Genomic DNA, 18,516 nt, shown 5'->3' on the forward strand with positions numbered 1-18,516 from the left:
TCCTCTCTTTTAATGCATTAATTAGCGTTTAAAGGTCACACTTCCAAATAGAAACTGTATGTTTCTGTTATCACTCCGGCAGTACACCCAGCCCTCCTCTAACTTCTCCTGTTTAATTATTTTATCTAACTCTTCAAATATTTCCCCAACCCATTGTGTAAAAGCCTTCTGCATCAGAAGTTTAAGCTGTTCTTCAAATTCCATAAGACTTTTTGTATCCTTTAATAATCCAGCAATTATTGATATAATATCCATGGGAAGACCTCTCTCTAGATGTTCATTCAAGGTGTACATTTAGATGATAGAGTGTCTTCCCATTTTTTTCCACTCATATGCCCCGTCGAGTAAAATTTTACACATACATTTGGCGGCGGAATTTATGTCCCATTGGTTACTCGTCCGTTTCAATCTGTTCTTTTCTGTCATTTAATATATTGAAAAAAGAATGGGAGGTGAACAGATTGGAAAAACGGCGAAAAAAGACACCAGTCGTCCCTTGGATGCACGATCACTATGGTGAGGAAACAGCGGGCAATACCAGCACAAGCAACAATGCTGTACAGCCGGAATACCGTTACGAAAATACTGGCAATATGAATAACGCTGGCAATATGAACAACACTGGCAATCAATCCAATCGTACCAACAACACGGTATTTTGCGAACCGAAGTATGTTTATAAGGACACTTACGTTGAAAGAAACGTCACTTATGTGCATCCCATCATCCAAGTAAACAGGCAACATGTTGTAAACGTTCCGCGCCATGTTTATCAAAGATATGAACAGAACATTACGGTAGATCCGGGTATTCCGGATGAATGTGATCATTGTGATGAGTAATGAAAAGAAACGCCCCGATTAAAACCGGGAATTTTTAAGCCGGATCCAATGGTTTCCGGCTTTCTTTTTTTAATAAGGTGAAGTGGCGGGCCGTTTACCGGGAATGAAGGTAAAGGGAAGATACATTGAAAAAAGATAAAAATACATTGCTATACAATAACTATTTATTGTGAAACGATAAATCCTATGCTAAAATCAAAGCGACAATTCATCAGTGAGGTGTTTTTTTATGAAACGGGGATCTACGCTCTTTTTACGGCTGGCGGTCATTTTGATTGGCATCCCAATTCTTGCTTTGTGCATCTTTGTGGTGCCGGAGATTGGAAAACTGGCAGCCCACCTGGTTCCGGATTTTGCGTTCATGGAATTTCTCGTGCTGCTTGTGATGTACGGGGCGGCACTCCCTTTTTACTTTGCATTGTACCAGGCTTTCATACTCTTGGGTTTGATAGACAAAAACACTGCTTTTTCGGCAAATTCCGTAACAGCTCTGAAAAAAATTAAATCCTGTGCCGCAGCGATCGGCCTGTTGTACGTGGCAGGCAGCCCGCTTTTTTATCTTATGGCGGATAGAGATGATGCCCCGGGGATTCTCGCCATTTGTTTCTTCATTATTTTAGCATCAGCGGTCATTACTGTCTTTGCCGCTGTGCTTGAGAGGCTTTTGCAGGAAGCAATCGAAATGAAAAATGAAAATGATTTAACGGTCTGAGGTGGAAAATATGGCGATCATCATCAATATTGATGTCATGCTGGCAAAAAGGAAAATGAGTGTGACGGAACTTTCGGAGCGGGTCGGCATTACCATGGCCAATCTGTCGATATTGAAAAACGGGAAAGCAAAGGCGATCCGATTATCCACTTTGGACGCGATATGCAAGGCGTTGGAATGCCAGCCCGGCGATATTTTGGAATACCGGGGAACAGAGGAGGAGTGACCATGGAGGCAACCGTTCAAAAGCATATTCAGAAAAAAACGGCAAGGCTGCGAATGAAGCGGGTGCTCATCCAACTCCTCTCATTTGCCCGGGAGCAGGCCCTGTCCTGCCTGTTTCCTGTTGTGATTTTTGCGTCTTTGGCGCTGACAAAAATCGTGCCGCTCCCATTTTTGCCACGGTATGACTGGCTGCTCATCATTTGCCTTTTCATGCAATGGTGGATGGTGCATTCCCGGCTTGAAACAGTGGACGAATTAAGGGTTATTACATTGTTCCACCTGATTGGGCTTGCACTGGAAATTTTTAAAATTCATATGGGTTCCTGGTCTTATCCGGAAAAAGGGTATGTGAAAATTTTGGGTGTGCCATTGTACAGCGGCTTCATGTATGCGAGCGTCGCAAGTTACATTTGCCAGGCGTGGAGGAGGCTTGAAGTTGGGCTCGTGAAATGGCCGCCGTTTCTTGCCGTTTTTCCGCTTGCTGCCGCTATTTACTTGAATTTCTTTACCCACCATTTTTGGATCGACATTCGCTGGTGGCTTTCCGCGCTTGTTCTCGTTGTTTTTTGGAAATCCCGGGTTACATACATGGTAAACGGCACCCGCTACAGCATGCCGGTTGCCCTCTCGTTTGTACTGATCGGATTTTTCATTTGGATCGCTGAAAATATCGCAACGTTTTTTGGCGCTTGGCAATATCCGGATCAGGCCGGCACCTGGAGCCCTGTCCATTTCGGCAAAGTAAGCTCCTGGCTCTTGCTTGTGATTGTCAGCTTTTTGATCGTGGCGGTATTGAAGCAGGTAAAAGGAAATATGCCGGGCGGGAAAAAGGCGGGGGATGGTTGAGAAAATTGATGAAAAAATCTTCATTCCATTTTCAAAGTGCCTCTAAACGGATTTCAGGGACGTTTTTTCCTGGATTGCCGGCTGTGCTTTAAACATACAAATGCAAGCATGACATCTTTTAGCCTTTACCAAAATTGTTAAATTTGTGATTCCCATCCATCTCTAAAAACCATCGCTTCTGCCGATATAAAATAGAAAGTAAAATAAAGGCAGAAAAGAGGTATGAGAACATGCATTTAACCGTGTCCCGCAAATTATTTTTGGTATTTGGATCCATCTTGTCACTCTTGATTATTGTCTCAGCCGGCGCTTATATCGGCTTAAACAAGCTGGACAGCACGTATGCCAAGCTGGTCGGTATCCAAACGAAAAACCTGGATTCCGCCAAAAATATAAAGATCAGTGTGAGGGAACAGTCAGCCGCAGTACGGGGGTATTTGCTGACAGGCGAACCGGCTTATTTAGATGACTATAAAGAGGCGACCAACAACTATAAAGCCCAAAGCAAAGCATTGCTGCGCCGCTTGACCGACCCGTCAAACATCAGCAATGTTAAAGAGCAGCAAGCATTATTTAATGGGTACACTGCGATCTTAGATGAGGAAATTGCCTATAAACAAAATGGGCAGGAGAAAAAGGCATTGCAGCTTGTATCCACTTCCGGGCGTCAAATAAGCAAGGAACTGGGCAACCAAACTGATGCGCTTGTGAAAGGGATCAACCACGTGCTGGATGTTGAAAAGCAAAAAACTGAAAAAACCGTTCATTTCCTTATTTTGCTGATCAGCGGCATCTCGGCTGTTTCCATTTTGGCCGGAATCGTGCTGCTCCTGCTGCTGAGCCGGGCAATCTCAAGGCCGGTGCGGGTTGTCTCCGAAGCCATCAAAAACATTGCGGAAGGCCGTTTGAATATAGAAAAAGTGCATGTGAAAAATAAGGACGAGCTGGGGCAAATGGCCGGCTTATTAAATGAAATGATTGCAGATTTAAGAAAGATCATCAGCCAGGTCAGCGAAGCTTCCGAACAGGTTTCAGCCAGCAGCCAGGAGCTGGCGGCGAGTGCCGAACAAAGCAACCAGGTTTCTGAACATATTGCCGAGGTTACCCAGGAGGCAGTTGAAAAGACGGATCACGAAATGGTCCAAATCCAGCAAGTAACAGCAATCGTAGAACAAATGTCACTGGGATTGCACAAAATCGCCGGGAACAGCGAAGACATGGAAAAAGCGGTTGAAATTGCAAATGCGCTGACAAAAGAAGGGGACAGGGCCGTTTTAAATGTTCAAAACCAAATGAATCATATTGAAAAAACGGTTGCCAACGCCTCTGACATTATCCGCAGCCTGGAGAAAAGGTCTGAGGAAATCAGCCGGATTATGGGGATTATTACGTCCATTGCAGAGCAGACGAATTTGCTGGCTTTAAACGCAACGATTGAAGCGGCAAGAGCCGGGGAACATGGCCAAGGATTTGCGGTGGTGGCAAATGAAGTCAGAAAGTTGGCGGAAGAGTCTAAAAACTCTGCGGATGAAATACGGACAATGGTTTCCAATATCCAAACGGAAATGGCACATGCAGTCAAAGCGATGGAAGAAGGCCATCATCAGGTCAACACGGGGCTGAAAGAATCTTCGGATGCAGGTGCTGCGTTTATCAAAATCTCTGAATCGATGGAAAATGTGTTGGGAAAAGTGCAGGAAGTGGCAGCTTCGGTTGAGTCACTGGATGACCAGGGCGCCCAAATCACAAAAACGCTGGAAGAACTGGCGGTTATTTCCACTAAGACCGCTGAAGTCAACCAGGAAAGCAGTGCAGCAACCGAGGAGCAGCTGGCAACGATGGAAGAAATCTCGTCCCTCTCTAACGCGCTTGCCCATTTGGCCCAGGACCTGCAAGATGGCATCCAGCATTTTAAATTGTAATATTCCGGACCGCACCGATCGAACGCCTTTAAAAGGGCAAAAGCCGGCAATCTTCCTGCGGCAAAGGGGCAACTCCTTCTGAAGCAAAATCAAAAAAATTACATCAAAAGCCTGCACGCCGCAAGACCTTGGGGGAAAGTTATCCAGAGCTGTGGAAAGAATTGTGTATAAATATGTGAATTTTATTCCTTTTCCCTAAACTCGGGATGATAAACCTGTTTCATGGTTATTACTAAAAATTTTAACAGCCATAAGCGGCTTAGGACACCGCAGTTACGCCGATAGGATTGCAAAAATTTCCTGATTAAACACGCTGCCGGGCCGGCATCCTATGCATGAGACGAAAGCAAAGGAGCCTGTGAAATGCCAAATACCGGAGAAAACCAAACAAACGGGCAACAATACAAAATACCGGAAGCAGTCCGGAAAAGCCAAAACCATTTCAAGACCGGCCACGCCCCGAGTACCGGCCTCGAAACAGCCGGCGAAAACACGCCAAATAAGAGAACGAAATAGTTTCAAAAAACAGCCTCGAAAACGGGGCTGTTTTTGCAGAAAAACATAACTTGCGGTGCTTCTCCGCTTTTGAAAACAGGAATGGCCATCGCCACAATTATAACTTCCAAAAATTTATAAATACGGCATCAACCATGGAACCGCGCATGGCTGCGTGAAGCGGATTTGCTTGCGAAAGCCATGAAATGGAAATGAAGGCCGTCCGTATTCCGTTTACGGACGCTGAATTTTCCGCACCCGGCCGGTTATTCAACTTGTTACGGCAATGCATTTGGAAACGCCGCAGGTAACGTTTTTAAATGCATTGCCGGATATTTTGGAAGCGTTAAAGCCCTGCTTGTAAATATATCTGCATGGCTCTGTATATAAAAAGGCATCGGAAAAGAAAATAAATAAAAGGATTGCCGCGAGCTTTTATTAAACCAGGAGTGATAAAAAAATGAAACGAAAACACCAAGTAACATTGTTGTCACTAATCACTGCAATAGGCATTGCTTTAATGCCATTTGCCATCGTAAAACGTTCCTTTAAGGATTGGATCATTGTTTATCTTGCCAGTGCTGCAGGAAATTTGCTTGCTGACACCTATCTGGTAAAGAAAGGGTATATTCAATACAAAATCAGGCCATTTCCTGATAAATTCAGGATCCACTTGCCCTTTGATCTGGTGCATTATCCACTGTTATTGCTTTACTACAATCAATGGGCGTTAAACAGCAGGCCATTGAACCAAATTTTTAAAGTGCTGCTTATTTCCCTCCCGCAAGTCATGGCGGAAACCATCGCTGAGAAAAAAACAAACTTGATCACTTGGAAGAAAGGGTGGACATGGTATCATTCTTTTTTCAGTATGATGGGCAAATTTTTCATTTGCAGGCTCATCATTGCGGTGGTGAGGAAAATCAACAGGGGAAAGGTGTCTGTAACCTAAAAGGCTGCCGAAATTTTACCGGCAGCCTTTGCTGTTCCCGCATAAAAAGTACATGTGCACGAAAGGCTCAGCCCGCTCCAAACCTGCAAAAACATATTTTCCATGTCAAAATTCCTGCAAATCTTATACAATAGAAGTAATACGACCAAAACGTGGTGAAACGAATGGACCAGATCATGAAGAAAGTTGTCGAAGCGAGTTATCTGACGGCGGATTCTGCTGCCCAGTACCGCGTGATTTTGCGCTTCTTTTACAGGCAGCATGAAAGGATGCGCGACTTTATTTCGCCGGAGGAAGTGCTCGAATATTTGCGCTCGCTCCCGGCTTTTCACGATTATGAAGAAGAACAGCTGCACCAGCAGTTGGCCCAGCTGGTAAAATGGAATAACCTGGTTGCCCGCCAGGATATGACAAATGCCAAAACCATCGAAGAATATAAGAAAAAAAGATTCCGCTACCAGTGTACGCCTTACACAGTGGAAATCGAGCGGATGCTGATCCAGCTTGAAAAACTGGGGGACCAGTTCCAGGGATCGCTCGAACGTTCGCAATTTGACCGTCTGCTCGCCTCTTTGGCAAAACTGGAAGAAGAACTGAAACAGCCGTTGGACAAACCTGCAGCCCACTACATGCACATTTGGGATGACATTTTTCACTTTTTCGGGACCATCCGGACAAATACAGCGGATTACATAGCCTATATCAATAGCGAAAAGACATCACAACGGATGCAGACGGAAGCCTTTCTCGTATATAAAAACCAATTCACGGCTTATTTGCGTGATTTTATCGTCTCGTTGCAAAAAACATCGCTGCAAATCCGGGAAAGGTTGCGGGAACTGGATACGCATATATTGGCGCCGCTTTTTGAAAAACTCGTGGAACACAGGCGCCAAATTCCCCGCTTGGAAGATACGGCTGCTTCCGGACAAGAATGGCTGGAAGAATTCCGGGAATACTGGGAGTCTTTGCGGCGGTGGTTTTTTGGGGCCAGCTCCTCCCAAAGTGAACTGGAAATGCTGCAGATGCAGACAAATGAAATGATCCGGAGGATGGCCCGTTATGTTCAGCGGATCAGTGAACGCCAGCAACATTTCCGGAGCCGGAAAAAAGATTATTTGCACCTTTCCAAATGGTTTGCCGGGTGCCATAGTTTGGAAGAGGCCCATCAATTGTCATCCGTCGTGTTCGGGACGATGACGGTACGGCATTTGCACCTGGAGGAGGCGACAACGGACAATCTTCATGCCGAGACATGGGAAGAACAGCCGGAGATGCGGGAAATCAAGCCGCGAACGAACCGGTACCGCGAGAAAACAAAGCCGGGCGCTTTCCGTTCTAACCATGAGCAGAAAGAAAAGCAGCGGCTCGCCTATTTAAAAGAGCGCGAACAGGAAAAGAAGCTGATTGAAAAATATATGAAAAACGGGGAGATTCGCCTTGCTGAAATCGGGAAAGTGGAGCCGTTTGTCCGGAAAGTGCTGCTCGTCTGGATCGGAAAATCGATGGCAGCGAAAAACCATGAAGTAAAAACGGATTACGGGATGTCCGTAAAAGTTGCGATTGACCCGGATCGGATCATCACACTGGATGCAGAAGACGGGAAACTGATCATGCCGGATGCCGTATTTGAATTATCGGGAGGAGAGCGCTGATGAACCCGGTACATATTTTGGCTGAAAAAGGAGTACAGGGGATAGCCCGGTTTATCCGCGGCGAACTGATGGGCACGGGGATGGCACCGGATGCCATATTTGAACTGTCAGGAGGAGAACGCTGATGGATCCGTTACAAGTTTTTGATGAAAAAGCGGTGCAGGGGATGGACCTGTTATTCCATCATTACTGGATTTTGCGGTCTGAGCACCCGGACTGGTACCAGCTCATCCGCGAGCGCGAAAAAGTGCTGCGCCGTTACATCAGCGAGAAATTCGGGCTCAGGCTGATCATCCACCAGCATTTTATCAAACTTGAAAAAATCCCGGTGGAACCGGAAAGCTGGATGGGCATCCCGCGTTTTCAGGAGCCGATGGATTATGCTATTTTTTGCTGCGCGCTTTCTTTTCTGGAAGGAAAAGCGGTGGATGAACAGTTCCTCTTGTCGGAGATGTGCCAGGAGATCCAAAACGATTATCCTGTGGAAGATGAGCTGGACTGGACGCTTTATCTTCACCGGAAGTCGCTCATCCGGGCGGTCCAGGCACTGATGGAATTCCATCTGATCCGGACAATAGACGGCGATATTTCCAGGTTTGACACTTACGAAGACCAGGAAGTCCTATATGAAGCGACCGTTTACAGCCGCTATTTTCTAAGAAGCTTTCCGGATGATTTTACAAGTTATGCGGACTGGACCGGGCTCCTTGAAGAAGACTGGAAACAGAATCAGGAAGATGAACGGCGCAAGCGGGTGTACCGGAAATTGTTTTTCTCCCCCGGCCTGCACCGGAAAGATACGCAGGACCCCGATTTTCTTTATATCCGCAATTTCCGCAACCGGCTTTTTGAGGACATTGAAGAACACAGCCGTTATAAGCTCCATGTTTTTAAAAACACAGCCTTTTTATCTGCCGCAGAACCGCGGAGTTACCACCATGTTTACCCGAATGCAAAAGGTTCTACGGATCTGATGCTGCAGTTGTCAAAGACGCTGCATGACCACCCGGAAAAATACGTTCCGAATGAAGCGGGGGAAATTTTGCTTACGGAAGGCGAATTTGAAGCGGTCATTGACGAGATGCGCTCCCGCCTCGAACGCGGATGGCCGAAACATTTCCGGGACGCCGGCACAAAGGCGGTATGTGCGGAATTGGTCGAAACGATGAAAGAATGGATGATGGCGGAAACGGATGAAGCGGCGGGGCTGATCCGGATAAAACCGCTGTTGGGCGTGCTTGCAGGCGAGTATCCAGCTGATTTTGAGAAAGGGGTTGAGCAACCGTGACAGAAGGAAAATGGGTGATGAACCGCGCCGGCCTGTTAAATTTTTGGTATTATGACGATGAAATTTTTGAATTTGCGGACGGAAAGCTGTTGTTGCGCGGCACAAACGGTTCGGGGAAATCGGTGACGATGCAAAGCATTTTACCGGTTTTGCTGGACGGAAAAAAGACGCCTGACCGGCTTGATCCGTTCGGGTCAAAAGCAAGGAAGATGGAAGATTACCTGCTTGGGGAAAAGGAAGTGTCCGGCCATGACGAGCGGACCGGCTACTTGTTTCTGGAATACCAAAAGCAGGGGACAAAACAGTATATCACAACGGGCATCGGCATGCAGGCAAAGCGGCATAAAACGTTAAAATCATGGTATTTCGTCCTGACCGACAACCGCAGGATCGGCTACGATTTTGAACTGGCGCACACCCGCCAGTCAGAGCGGATCCCGTTGTCTGCAAAAGAGCTTGAAAACCGGATCGGGTCCGGGGGGTATCTCGTCCACTCGCAGAAAGAATATATGGAACTGGTGAACAAATATATTTTCGGTTTTCAGTCGATGGAAGCCTTTGAAGATTTAATCAAGCTTTTGATTCAGCTGAGAAGCCCGAAACTGTCAAAAGATTTCAAGCCGACGGTCATTTATGAAATCCTCGAGTCCGCGCTGCCGCCTTTGACGGATGACGAGCTCCGCCATTTGTCCGACACGATTGAAAGCATGGACGAAACGGAGCAGCAGCTTGAGCAGCTTGAACGGGAGCACGAATCGGCAAAGAAACTGGTGCGCCAATACGATCTTTACAATCAATATATTTTAGCGGAACGCGCCCAAAAATGGCGGGAGGCCGAAAGCAGGCTGCAGGACGCCAAGCAGGACGCCAGCACGTTAGAAACCCGCTCTGAATCACTGCGCGGCGTGATTGAAAACCTGGAAGAAGAGAAAAAGCATTACGAACAAAAACGCGACGTTTTAAAAGCAGAACAGGAACGGCTGCAGCACCATGAAGTTTGGCGCCTTGAGAAAGAAAAAGGGGGGAAACAGGCCAGGGCTGAAAAGTTAAAAAGTGAAGTAGCGGATCTGGAGAAAAAGTGGGAAGCAAAGAAAAGCCAGCTTTTGGACATCCGCCTGGAGCAGGACCGGTTGGAAACAGAAAACAGCAAGGATGAATCCAGTATGCAGGAGACACTGGATGAACTGGCACTGGATGCCGGGGATGCAGCTTTTACCGGGCACGGGATAAACGCCGGGGATTTTTCGCGGCATGAGGGGGAAGCTTTTGATTTTTCGGTTTGGAAGCGGGAAACTAAACAGCACAGCGGACTTTTGCAAAAGCTGCGGCAACTGGCCGGAGAAGCGGAGCGGCTTCACGAAGCGCATCTGAAACTGCAGCGCCAGTCATCTGCCAAAAAGCAGGAAATTGACGAACTCCGGAAACAACTCGACCATTTGGAAAACTGGTTTACCGAACAAAAGCAGGAGCTGGAAGATGCCGTGTTTTTGTGGATTGAACAGCATCCGGCCCTCTCTTTTACAGACGAGCGGCTCCGGCGTATTGCCGGCGCGCTGGACGGGCTGTACGAAGAAAACCGTTATGAAGCGGTCAGGGAAGAAATTGTGGACGCGGCAAATGATTATATTTTGCAAGTGCGGACAGAAATTTCACGCGCGGAGCAGGAACAAAAGGCGAAAGAACAGGAATTGGCCGAAGCCGAAGAAACGCTTGTGTATTGGCAAAACTTGAAACTTGCCAACCCGGAACGCCCCGCAGATACGGAGGCTTTCCGTGCGCGTCTCCATGAATCAGGGAAACGCTATCTCCCCTTTTATGCCGCGGTGGAATTCCAGGATCATGTGGTCGATGCCCAAAAAGCTAGAATTGAAGCGGCACTCCGGCAGACGGGGATTTTGGACAGCCTGATTACGGAAGAGCCGGTTACGCCTGTCCACGACCGGGTCATCCGACCGAACCCGCACATTTTAGGGTACACGCTTGCCGATTACTTAAAGCCGGATCCGGGTGACGATAGCCCGGTATCAGCCGCGCGCATTGACGAAGTGCTGCGCAGCATTCCGCTTGAACCGTCGGACAGCGGTTTTCACATTGACGCGGATGGCTCTTTTTCAATCGGCTGCCTCGTTGGGCATGCCCCGGATGAAGGGCCTTCCAAATTTATCGGCAGAACGTCCCGGAAACGGTACCAGCAGGAAAAAATCAAAGAAACAGAGCAAAAGATTGCTGAAATCCGCCTCGCCCTTTTGCAAATGGAAAGCCGCCTTTCAGACTGGGCCGGCAAAGTACAGGAAGCAGAAGATTGGAAAGCGGGCATTCCGGATGACAAAGATTTGCGCGACATTGAAGAACAGATGGAAAAAACGGCGCGCAGCCTGAAGCAGGAACAGGAATTTCTGAGCGACATCGACCGCGAATGGAAACAAGTATACCAGGATTTGCAAAACATCCGGCTGCAATTGCATGAGCAAGGGGCCGGCCTGAATCTTGCGCTTCAAAGCGGCCCGCTCGATGAAGCACTGGCTGCTGCGAAAAGTTATGAAGAACATCTTCACAGCCTGGAGCTCACTTTTCAACGGTTGTTTTCCAGGCGCAAAATGCTCGCGCGCCTTGCTGCGGACATCCTTGAGAAAGAGCAGGAACTTGATGAAATTCGCGGTGAAGAGAACGTCCGCCGGTCAGAATGGGAGAAAACAGCGGCAGATATCGAAGCGATTGAGCAGCAGCTGAAATTGCAAGGCATTGATGAGGTCCGCGCCCGGATTCAGGCAGTCCAGCATGAATATGCAAGTACGGACGAAAAAATCAGGGATATTTACGAAACGAAGCCGAAAAAAGAAGCAGAACTTGAAAAGTGCATAGCCGATTTGTCTCTTGCGAAAACGCGCGCCACATTTTGGGCAAATATGGCCGCGGAATGGGAGAAACTCGTAAAAGAAGAGCTTTCACTCGGCTTCGTGGAAAGCGGAGATACGGAACCGGAAAGCATTTTGGCGGCGTTTTCCGGCGTGCTGGAAAAATATGACCGCGCAAAATTAAATGAAAACCTGACAAAAATTTTTTTCAACGAACAGTCGAATTTAACAGAGTACCGCATGTCCGAGTTTACAAAAGAAGCGGATCCGCCAGAATGGTTCGCTGAAAAACTCGATGACTATTACGAAACGTTCAAAAAGGAATGGGAAGGTTTGCGGGGCCGCCGCCTCATCCAGATGGAATACCGCGGCCGCAGGGTGAGCCCGTATACGGTACTCGAGTCTCTTGAAAAAGAACTTTTAAACTTGCAAAGTTATTTGGATGAGCAGGACAGAAGGCTGTACGAGGATATTATCGTCAATACGGTTGGTGTCATCTTGCGGAACCGGATCCAGCGGGCAGCCAAGTGGGTGAAAGAAATGGACTCGATTATGAGAAACCGGGATAATTCGTCCGGACTTACTTTTTCGATTGCCTGGAAGGAAAAGACGGCGGAGTCCGAAGACGAGCTCGACACGAAAGATCTTGTCGCGTTGCTGCAGCGCAACAGCAAGTTTTTAAACGAGGACGATTTAAACCGGATTACAAAACACTTCCGCTCACGGATTGCGGCTGCCAAAGAACTGATTGAAATCCGCAATGAAGGGTCGACGCTCCATCAAGTTTTAAAAGAAGTGCTCGATTACCGGAAATGGTTCCAATTCGTGCTGTCATACAAACGTGCCGGCGAGCCGAAACGCGAGCTGAGCAATACTGCATTTTTCAAATTCAGCGGCGGGGAAAAAGCGATGGCCATGTATATTCCGCTTTTTACCGCAGCATATTCGCGCTATCTGGAGGCAGGAAGTATGGCGCCGTATATCATTTCGCTGGACGAAGCGTTTGCCGGGGTGGATGAAAACAATATCCGCGACATGTTCGAAGTCGTCGAGCAGCTCGGATTCAATTATATTATGAATTCGCAGGCGCTCTGGGGCGACTATGACACCATTTCCAGCCTTGCCATTTGCGAGCTTGTCCGCCCGAAAAACGCCAATTTTGTCACCGTGATCCGTTACCGGTGGGACGGGCATAAACGGTCGATAGTGGAAAAACCGGAAGAAGCATTGGCGGGAGCTCCGGACCGGCTTTGAAAAGCATAGACTTGTCAGTGTGCGGCCGGGATGGAAAACCATTCCGGCTTCTTTTGACCGGTGTAAAAGAGGTTCCGGAATCGGGAAACAAGATGTCGGGAGAGAGCTTGTGAAAAGGAGTTGGGAAGGATGAATGATGCGATCGATCTGTTAAGGAAGGAACCGGGGATGATGAAACTGTTCCGCCTTTTTAAAGAAAAATACCGTTCGCTCGGCCATATCGGGGGAACCGTCAGTCTTGCCGGTTTTACGCGCACTGAACTGGAGGCGATTGCAGGTCTTGCCGGCACGTCCCCTGATTTGCTCAGAGAGAAAAACAAAATTTCGCTGCGGGCATTTGAAAAGGCGCTGGCGCCGACTGTTTTCGGCAAGTACACCCTGGTTGAGCTGCTTGAAGCGGTTTTGAGGGAAAAAATTTTTTCCAAAGCGGAAGAAGGGGAAATAGAGAAAAAGAAAGAGGAACAGTTTTTGGCGCGGCTGGCGGAGACGATGCCGGGCGGAAACTGGTGGTGGTGCCGGATTGCCGGTAAAACGGCTGACACGCGTTTTATCTGGCATGCGTACAAGCAGGATCCGGATACGTTGTCCGCACAGCTCACAACCGTTTTGAAAGCTTCCACAATGCTGCCGGAAGAAGGGAAATATGAACGAATTCCGTTTTTTTCCCAGCGTGTGACAGGGAACCCGCATTTTTTTGACCAGAACCGTTTCGAAGGCAGGCTCTTTGTCCATTGTTTGTTCACCAGCCAATTGTTGAAAGGGCTGATCGAAGAGATGCCGAAAACGACGGAAGAATTGAACGAACTGTACGCAAATGCCGGGCTGATGCGGGATGACTTATGGAGTTTTGTGACGTGCCGCGCATTTTTGGCGGAAACGGAAAACGGCCTGCACCCGGTCTGGCGAGAAGCAGCTGCTGCAGGGACGGTCATGAATGTCCCGGTGAAAGAATTATTGCAGCTTACGAACATTTGGCCGCGGGTGGGAAAAAAAGTCTGGATCATTGAGAATTCCGGCGTGGCTTCGGCCGTGCTTGATGAAGTGCCCGATGCGCCTGTGATTTGCACGCACGGCCAGTTCCGCACTGCTGCCTGGATCATGCTGCAGCGTCTTGCGGAAAACGGGTGTACTTTTTATTATTCGGGCGATCTCGATCCGGAAGGCGTTGCCATGGCGGAGCGCCTCAGCAACCGTTTTCCCGGGCAAACGGTATTTTGGCGGATGGACCCGGATGCATACTTGCGGGTTCTGTCGGAAGAGGATATATCCGCCCGGCTTTCCAAGCTGGATGCGGTTCAATCCCCTGAACTGCTTTTAGTGGCAAATGAAATGCGGTTGAAGAAAAAAGCGGGGTACCAGGAAGGCCTTGCCGATTTGCTTGTAGAAGATTTGAAAAAAAGATGGGCGGGCGGAAAAGAGATATGACATGGGCCGGAAATTCGGATGCTTCGCATAGAACGCCCCTGTGTTAAAATATCCGGGAAAAAAGGCATTGATTCCTTCACGCAGAGAGTCCATACGTGAATAAACCCGGCAAAAGCCCCAGCCTTTCTTCACATCGAGCGTTCTACGTGAAGGAATCCTGAAAAACAGCAAGCTTATCCAAAAAACTGGCAGCACGCCCCGAAAACCAGCGGTATCTAAAAGAATCAACAGATTGCTTCCGGAATCGGAGCGGGCTGGAAAAAAGGCTGCCCGGCCATCTCGCCGGGCAGCCTGTTAAATTTGTTATGAGCCGGCCGGAAAAATCCCAGAACCCGGCATCAAATCTTTAAACTTCTTCCGGTACTGTATGTTTATGCAACTGTCCGTACTGGCGGCGGTAACGGATGACAAAGTACAACAGGGTGAGGACTTCGGCAGCTGCGATATAAATCAGCAGGATGCCGGCGTTTTGCCACATCACACCCATCTCTCCGCTGGAAACAACCGCTTTAAATCCGCGCACGCTGTAGGTCATCGGCAACAGCGGGTTAAACCATTGGATGAATTTCGGAATGACTTCCAATGGAAAAGTCCCGGCGCTGCTCGTCAGTTGCAGGATTAAAATAACAATGGCAAGGAATCTGCCGGGATTTTGCAAAAACGTAACCAAAAATTGAATCAGCGCCATAAAGGTAAAGCTCGTTAATACCGAGAACAACAGAAACAACGGCACATCTTTTACATGAATACCGACACCCGAAAGGATGATCAAATCTGCAATCACAGATTGAAGGATGCTGACAATCAGGAGTACACCCAATTTACTGAAAAACCAGCTGATCCCGTTTTTCGGGATGCCTGCCGACTCCACGAGCGGGTAGACGATTGTCAAAATCAGTGCCCCGATAAAGAGCCCAAGGGATAAGAAGTACGGCGTAAAGCCGGTACCGTAATTCGGCACCCTGTCGTAATGGGTGGTATGAAGGCTGACCGGATCGGCCATCATGTTGTACGTTTTGTTATTTGCCTGGATCTTGCTTGCCGTTTTGGCGGCATCGCCCAGTTTGTTTTTCAGTTCCGCCGTCCCGTTCTTTAATTGTTTTGTCCCGTCAGACAAACGCCCGGAACCGCTGTTCAGCTCTTTTATGCCGGATGCAAGCTGCCCGGATCCGGATGTGAGCTGTCCAGTTCCAGATGCGAGCTGTCCGGTGCCGTTTGCAAGTTTTTCTGCGCCTGCTGTGAGCCGCGCTGAACCAGACTGCAGCTCGTTTGTGCCGGAAACGAGAGAACCGGTCCCGTTTTTCAATGCAAAAGAGCCGTTTACAAGCTGTGAAGAACCGGATTGCAGCCGGCCTGTGCCTTCTGCGAGCGCTGATGAACCGTCTGCCAGCTTTCCGGCGCCTGTGGCAAGGGTTCCCGCCCCGCTATTGATCTGTTTCAGGCCGCTTGCAAGTTTTTCTGCGCCTGTTTGAAGGCCGACTGCCCCGTCATTTGCTTTTTTCAAATTCGGGATAAACTGGTTCTGTAAACCGGCAGTATAGGTCTGTTCGCCGGCATTTAAAGCCGCAATCCCGTTATTTAAGTCCACGGCGCCTGCGTAAAGTTTGTGCAAGCTGCTTTTGACTGTTTCTTTCGAAGGATCCTTGTCATTTTCAATATTGGCGTTCAGCTCTGAAATGCCCGCTGTAAGCTGGTCAAAAGCCGGATTCGTTTGGTTTGAAATGCTTGCAGCAATCGCATCTTCAGAAGGAACCGCAGCTTGGGCTTTTTGTTTTATCTGGTTAAACCCTGCGTTGATTTCGGCTTGCAATTTATCCTGCACGTTTTGTTTCCCGCTTTGAATACGATTTTCAGCCGCCTTCTTCATTTGTGCGATTTGCGCATCGGGCAGGTTTGCTTGTTTCCCCAATGTTTCCACAAGTTCGTCTGTTTGTTTAATTTGTTCTTCTGTCACTGAATCGATTTGGGCAGCCATTGCGCTGCTGATTTGGGATTGCGCGGATGTTAGCCCGCTATTGATTTGCCCGATGCTGTTATTGAGCTCGGTGGAAACGCCTTTTGCGACTTTGCTCGGCAATTCCGTTTTCATTTGCGTAACGCCTGCATTGAGCCGTGATGTGCCTTGTAAAAGCTGTGCCGGAATGGCTGTTTCTGCTTCTTTCATCTTTGATGTGAGCTGACTGCTTCCCGATGCAAGATCGCCTGCGCCTTTTTGCAGTTTTGTAGCGCCAGACAATAAAGAATTGCTGCCCGTTGTTGAAAGCTGGTTCAGGCCGGTGCTCAAAGTGGAGGTGCCGGCTGCCAGTTTTTCTGCACCTGAAGCTGCGTCAGAAATGCCTTTTGTAAAAGTAATGGAACCGGATGCCAGCTTTTCAAGATTCGCTTTCAATGCTTTTGCACCGGTATTGGCTTGTGCCGTCCCGTTGTTTAACGAAACTGCGCCGGCATAAAGCTGTCCTGCCCCGGCATTCAATTTTTGCGCCCCGTCCCCGGCTTTTACGATGCCTGCGTGAAGAACGGGCATTCCTTTGTTTAAAGCGACTGCGCCTGAATTTACTGCGAGCGCCCCGTTGTGTACTTTTGTGCTGCCATTTTGCAATGAAGCAGCCCCGGAAAGCAACCGCCCAGTCCCTTGTTTTAACACCGTGACGCCGTCATCCAGTTTAACAGCGCCCTCGTTAAGTTTTGCGGCCCCAGTACTTGCGGTTTTAAAACCGCCCGCCATTTTTTCGGCCGTTTGAAAAACCGATTCCGCATACGTTTTTGAAATTTCGTCCGCCATTTTTTCTTTTACTTTCAGCAAGGCCGTTTCGCCGATTTGGCTGGACAGGAAGTTGTAGCTGTCATTTGGCATGTACTGAAGCTGAAGTTTTTCCGGATTTTTGGCCAATAGAGTGGTGGCGCTTTTGGAGAAGTTTTCCGGAATTCTGATTACCATATAATATTGGCGGCCGCGAAGCCCGTCCATTGCCCGCTGTTCCGATACAAAATGGAAATCAAAGCCGCCGCTTTTCTTTAAGTTCGAAACCAGATCTTTTCCGAGTGTGAGCTGCTGTCCATCCATTTTTGCCCCTTCGTCCTGGTTGACGACTGCAACCGGCAGCTGGTCCATTTTGGCATACGGATCTTTAAATGCCCAGAGAAACATGCCGGCATACAGGATCGGCGCCAGAATGACGGCAATGAGCGGTATCAGGACTTTCGGTTGGTGGATAATTTGTTTTAGTTCTTTTCCAAATAAAGTATAGCCATTCATTTTGAATGCCTCCTTAAATAGATGACTAAATTGGTCATCCGGTCATTTTAGGGTAAAAAAATAATGAAGAAAACGAAAAAACATGCTGTCACAGCGTTCTGCTTCCATGGCTGGGCAGCGCATCAGATGGCACCCTTTGCGTTCATGAGCACACATGGCTTTCTGCCGATAAACCTTTAAAAAAATACAGTTCAAACAGTTTTGAAATCTCTTCTTTCGACAGGGGAGGATGATTTTTCTCCCAGTCAAAAATCAGGGCAATATACATTTTAAACATAATAAATGCGGTTAGTTTTGGATCGCATGGATAAATGTCGCCCTTTTGCACCGCCTCCCCGATGTACTGGCTGATATAGTTCAGAATGGATTCTTCCACATGGTGGAGGGCATCCACTACTTCGGGTGTGCCAAGATTGACTTCCTCGTACAATTTGATGGCGAGCTGGTGCTTAAACCGGAACTCCAGCAATTGGTACAGCACGTGATGGACGTTTTCGTGAAAAGAATAACGCGCATCAATCGCTTCTTCGGCTGAATGTTTCATTTCGGCAATCAGGCTTTCCATAATATATTGGAGCAGTTCTTCTTTGTTTTTGAAAAAAGTATAAATCGTGCCTTTGCCGACGCCTGCCCTTCTTGCTACATGGTCCATCGTGGTCGCCTTGTAGCCGAATTCAGAAAAAGATTTCGCAGCTGCTTCCACAATCAGTTTTTTCCTGTCTGCCATTGCAACCCCCTCCCTTTTTTGACCAAATGAATGAATTGGTCAAGTAGTATATAAACGGCAAA

At 48.0% G+C, this 18,516-nt stretch carries 14 protein-coding genes and 1 pseudogene; 12 read left to right on the forward strand and 3 right to left on the reverse strand.

What is annotated here, in order from left to right:
- Window positions 1-24: 24 nt before the first annotated feature.
- Window positions 25-255: pseudogene (locus P9687_RS14610) on the reverse strand (UPF0236 family transposase-like protein); the annotation flags it as partial.
- A 197-nt stretch (window positions 256-452) separates the two neighbouring features.
- Between P9687_RS14610 and P9687_RS14615 the strand changes: the two are divergent.
- The 12 genes from P9687_RS14615 to P9687_RS14670 all read left to right on the forward strand — a co-directional run bounded on the left by P9687_RS14615 (window position 453) and on the right by P9687_RS14670 (window position 14,471).
- A complete protein-coding gene (locus tag P9687_RS14615) occupies window positions 453-842 on the forward strand; it encodes a hypothetical protein (RefSeq protein WP_230951698.1) in 390 nt (129 codons plus the stop codon).
- Window positions 843-1,071: 229 nt separating this feature from the next.
- Window positions 1,072-1,554, forward strand: coding sequence for a DUF2975 domain-containing protein (locus P9687_RS14620; protein ID WP_328228641.1), 483 nt, complete (start codon window positions 1,072-1,074; stop codon window positions 1,552-1,554).
- A 10-nt stretch (window positions 1,555-1,564) separates the two neighbouring features.
- Window positions 1,565-1,780 (forward strand): helix-turn-helix domain-containing protein, encoded by a 216-nt coding sequence (locus P9687_RS14625; RefSeq protein ID WP_017554817.1) that lies wholly within the window; start codon window positions 1,565-1,567, stop codon window positions 1,778-1,780.
- Window positions 1,781-1,782: 2 nt separating this feature from the next.
- A complete protein-coding gene (locus P9687_RS14630) occupies window positions 1,783-2,625 on the forward strand; it encodes a DUF817 domain-containing protein (protein ID WP_258921135.1) in 843 nt (280 codons plus the stop codon).
- Window positions 2,626-2,855: 230 nt separating this feature from the next.
- Window positions 2,856-4,547 (forward strand): methyl-accepting chemotaxis protein, encoded by a 1,692-nt coding sequence (locus P9687_RS14635; RefSeq protein WP_328228640.1) that lies wholly within the window; start codon window positions 2,856-2,858, stop codon window positions 4,545-4,547.
- A gap of 363 nt (window positions 4,548-4,910) precedes the next feature.
- Window positions 4,911-5,063, forward strand: a complete 153-nt coding sequence (locus tag P9687_RS14640; protein WP_168985531.1) for a hypothetical protein — start codon at window positions 4,911-4,913, stop codon at window positions 5,061-5,063.
- Window positions 5,064-5,502: 439 nt separating this feature from the next.
- Window positions 5,503-5,994, forward strand: coding sequence for a CBO0543 family protein (locus tag P9687_RS14645; RefSeq protein WP_168985530.1), 492 nt, complete (start codon window positions 5,503-5,505; stop codon window positions 5,992-5,994).
- A 164-nt stretch (window positions 5,995-6,158) separates the two neighbouring features.
- Window positions 6,159-7,649: a TIGR02677 family protein gene (locus tag P9687_RS14650; protein WP_168985529.1), complete on the forward strand. Its 1,491-nt coding sequence runs from the start codon at window positions 6,159-6,161 to the stop codon at window positions 7,647-7,649.
- Window positions 7,649-7,774 (forward strand): hypothetical protein, encoded by a 126-nt coding sequence (locus P9687_RS14655; protein WP_257677550.1) that lies wholly within the window; start codon window positions 7,649-7,651, stop codon window positions 7,772-7,774. The genes P9687_RS14650 and P9687_RS14655 overlap by 1 nt, the downstream gene beginning before the upstream one ends.
- Entirely contained in the window at window positions 7,774-8,937 is a 1,164-nt protein-coding gene (locus P9687_RS14660) for a TIGR02678 family protein (protein ID WP_168985528.1), read from the forward strand. Before P9687_RS14655 ends, P9687_RS14660 begins: the two co-directional genes overlap by 1 nt.
- Window positions 8,934-13,046 carry a TIGR02680 family protein gene (locus P9687_RS14665; protein WP_328228639.1) on the forward strand — a complete coding sequence of 1,371 codons (4,113 nt, stop codon included), beginning with the start codon at window positions 8,934-8,936 and terminating at the stop codon, window positions 13,044-13,046. Before P9687_RS14660 ends, P9687_RS14665 begins: the two co-directional genes overlap by 4 nt.
- A gap of 129 nt (window positions 13,047-13,175) precedes the next feature.
- Window positions 13,176-14,471 carry a TIGR02679 family protein gene (locus tag P9687_RS14670; protein WP_168985527.1) on the forward strand — a complete coding sequence of 432 codons (1,296 nt, stop codon included), beginning with the start codon at window positions 13,176-13,178 and terminating at the stop codon, window positions 14,469-14,471.
- Window positions 14,472-14,817: 346 nt separating this feature from the next.
- On the opposite strand, the gene P9687_RS14675 is transcribed toward P9687_RS14670, so the two are convergent.
- Together P9687_RS14675 and P9687_RS14680 are read right to left on the reverse strand one after the other, a co-directional pair.
- Window positions 14,818-17,727 (reverse strand): YhgE/Pip domain-containing protein, encoded by a 2,910-nt coding sequence (locus P9687_RS14675; protein ID WP_168985526.1) that lies wholly within the window; start codon window positions 17,725-17,727, stop codon window positions 14,818-14,820.
- 142 nt (window positions 17,728-17,869) lie between these two features.
- A complete protein-coding gene (locus tag P9687_RS14680) occupies window positions 17,870-18,454 on the reverse strand; it encodes a TetR/AcrR family transcriptional regulator (RefSeq protein WP_017550125.1) in 585 nt (194 codons plus the stop codon).
- Window positions 18,455-18,516: the final 62 nt, after the last annotated feature.

Source organism: Weizmannia sp. CD-2023 (genome assembly GCF_036225245.1).
Classification (GTDB): domain Bacteria; phylum Bacillota; class Bacilli; order Bacillales; family Bacillaceae_C; genus Weizmannia; species Weizmannia faecalis.